Origin of the sequence: Streptomyces carpinensis, assembly GCF_002154505.1 — a bacterium.
GTDB classification, from domain to species: Bacteria; Actinomycetota; Actinomycetes; order Streptomycetales; family Streptomycetaceae; genus Streptomyces; species Streptomyces carpinensis.
In genome coordinates, this window is the sequence record NZ_MUBM01000679.1 from 1 (window position 1) to 2,015 (window position 2,015).

Annotated in this window: 2 protein-coding genes; one reads left to right on the forward strand and one right to left on the reverse strand. The window is 75.0% G+C overall.

Translation table 11 applies throughout. The features are described 5' to 3' along the window. Nucleotides 1–220: 220 nt before the first annotated feature. Nucleotides 221–634, forward strand: a complete 414-nt coding sequence (locus tag BZY54_RS47840; RefSeq protein ID WP_086731524.1) for a VOC family protein — start codon at nt 221–223, stop codon at nt 632–634. A 9-nt stretch (nt 635–643) separates the two neighbouring features. Here the strand turns inward: BZY54_RS47840 and BZY54_RS47845 are convergent. Next, nucleotides 644–2,015 (reverse strand): hypothetical protein (locus BZY54_RS47845; RefSeq protein ID WP_244217711.1); only part of this gene is annotated, 1,372 nt, incomplete at its 5' end.

Below are 2,015 nucleotides of genomic sequence, written 5' to 3' on the forward strand. Positions count from 1 at the left end.
GGGGCGGGATGGGCGGCTGAGGACGTACCCGCTGTCTAATGCGCGAGGAGAATGGCCATGCGGAAAAGTGTAACGGGCGTGTGCAAGCGGTTTTCCCGTGTGTTCGCGGCCGGGCGTTGTCGGTGGCCGGTGCCACACTGGGCGGCGAACCGGACTTTCCGGTGAGTACCGACTCAGGAGTACCGACTCACGAACACCGGCTCACAAGGGAGTGATCGGCATGGCGGACACGGTCGGCGGGCGCCCGAGCGTCTACCCGACGCTGCTGTACGCGGACGCGAAGGCGGCGATCAAGCAACTCACCGAGGCCCTCGGTTTCACCGAGCTGACGGTGTACGAGGGCGAGGACGGCCTCGTGCTCCACGCCGAGCTGGTGCAGGGCAACGGCGCGGTGATGCTCGGCTCCAAGGGCCGCGGCGGCCGCTTCGACGAGGTGATGCGCGGCGCGGGTCACGTGGGGGTGTACGTCGTGGTGGACGACGTGGACGGCCACTACCAGCGCGCGGTGGACCACGGCGTGGAGATCCTGATGCCCCCGACGGACCAGGACTACGGGTCCCGGGACTACATGGCCCGGGACGTCGAGGGCAACATCTGGAGCTTCGGCACGTACGTCCCGCGCGTGGAGGGCTGAGCCCGGGCCCTAGCTGCCGCCGGTGTGCACCTGGAAGGCGGCCCGGCGGACGGCCTTGGCCAGGGCGGGGTCGGGGTGTGCGGCGGCGAGCGCGACCAGCACCTGCACGGTGCGGGGATGGCCGACGGCCCGCACCTCGTCGAGCAGCGCGGGGACGGTGGGCTGCAGCGCGGCCTCCAGGTGCCGTACGAGCATCGGGGCCTCGCCGTGGTCGGCGACGGCGGCTGCGGTGTCCACCCACAGCCACGTGGCCTCCTCGCGGGTGAGGACCTCGTGGGCGTCCTCCGGGTCGACGCCGTCGTGCTCCGCCAGCCACAGCAGGGCGTACGGCCGCAGCGCGGGCTCGTCGAGCACGGCCCGTACGTCGGGCTCGGCGGGGGCGCCGACGACCCGCAGCGCCTCGAAGGCGAGCCCGCGCAGCAGGGCGTCCTCGCCGCGGGCGGCACCGAGGAGTTCGGTGACGGCGCTGCCGACGGGACGGGCGGCGAGCCAGGCGCGGTACTCGGCGCGGGCCGCGTTCGGGCGCAGCTGGGCGCAGCCGCGGAGCATGTCCTCGGCCGCCTGCTCGATGTTCCCCGCGGGGCTCTGGGCGGCGACGCAGATCTGCTCCAGCTTGACCCAGACCGCCCAGCTGCCCAGCGGGGTGAGCGTGGCCTGCCCGTCGCCGTAGGTCAGCGCACCGACGGAGGCGAGCGCCCGCAGCGCCCAGTCGAGCAGGGGCGCCGGCGCACCGTCCTCCACGGCACCGGCCGCGGGGACCGGGACGCCCGGGGCGATGGGAGCGGGGGCCGTGCCCGGGGCGGTGTGGGCGGCGTAGGGGATCTCGCAGCGTTCGGTGCGCAGTTCGGTGACGCGCTGCTGGAGGAGGTCGAGCAGCTGGTCGACCGGGACGGGACCGGCCGAGAGCTGGAGGAAGGAGAGCACCTGCGGCATGGCCGAGACGACCTCGGCGACGGCGGCGGCCTCGAGGCCCTCGGGCTCCGGGCAGGCGAGCGACCAGGCGTCGAAGAGGGCGACCCAGCCGCGCAGCACGGCGCTGTCGTCACGGTCCCAGGCGCGCAGCCGCCAGCCGGGGCGGGCGTTGTCGCCGTGCACCTCGACCAGACCGGCGAGGCGGGCGGTGTCCCAGTCGGCGCGGACCTGAGCGACGCTCAGGCCAAGCTCGGCGGCCGCCTGTTCGGCGGTCGCGTCGGAGAGGGTGGCCTTGCCGTCGGCGGTCGCCCCGTTCCGGCCGGGTCCCAGGGCGGCGTCGGCCCAGCGGGCGACGCGGACCGCCCCGGCCAGGCCGGAGCGCGCCATTCTGGCCAGTTCCGCCGGTGCCGGAGTGCCCTCCGGGGGGCGCGGTGCGGCGCGGCGGGGGCGCCGCTGGTTAACGGCTCGG

Coding starts and splice junctions, on each gene's coding strand:
- BZY54_RS47840 (WP_086731524.1), top strand. CDS start 221: ATGGCGGACACGGTCGGCGGGCGCCCGAGCGTCTACCCGACGCTGCTG.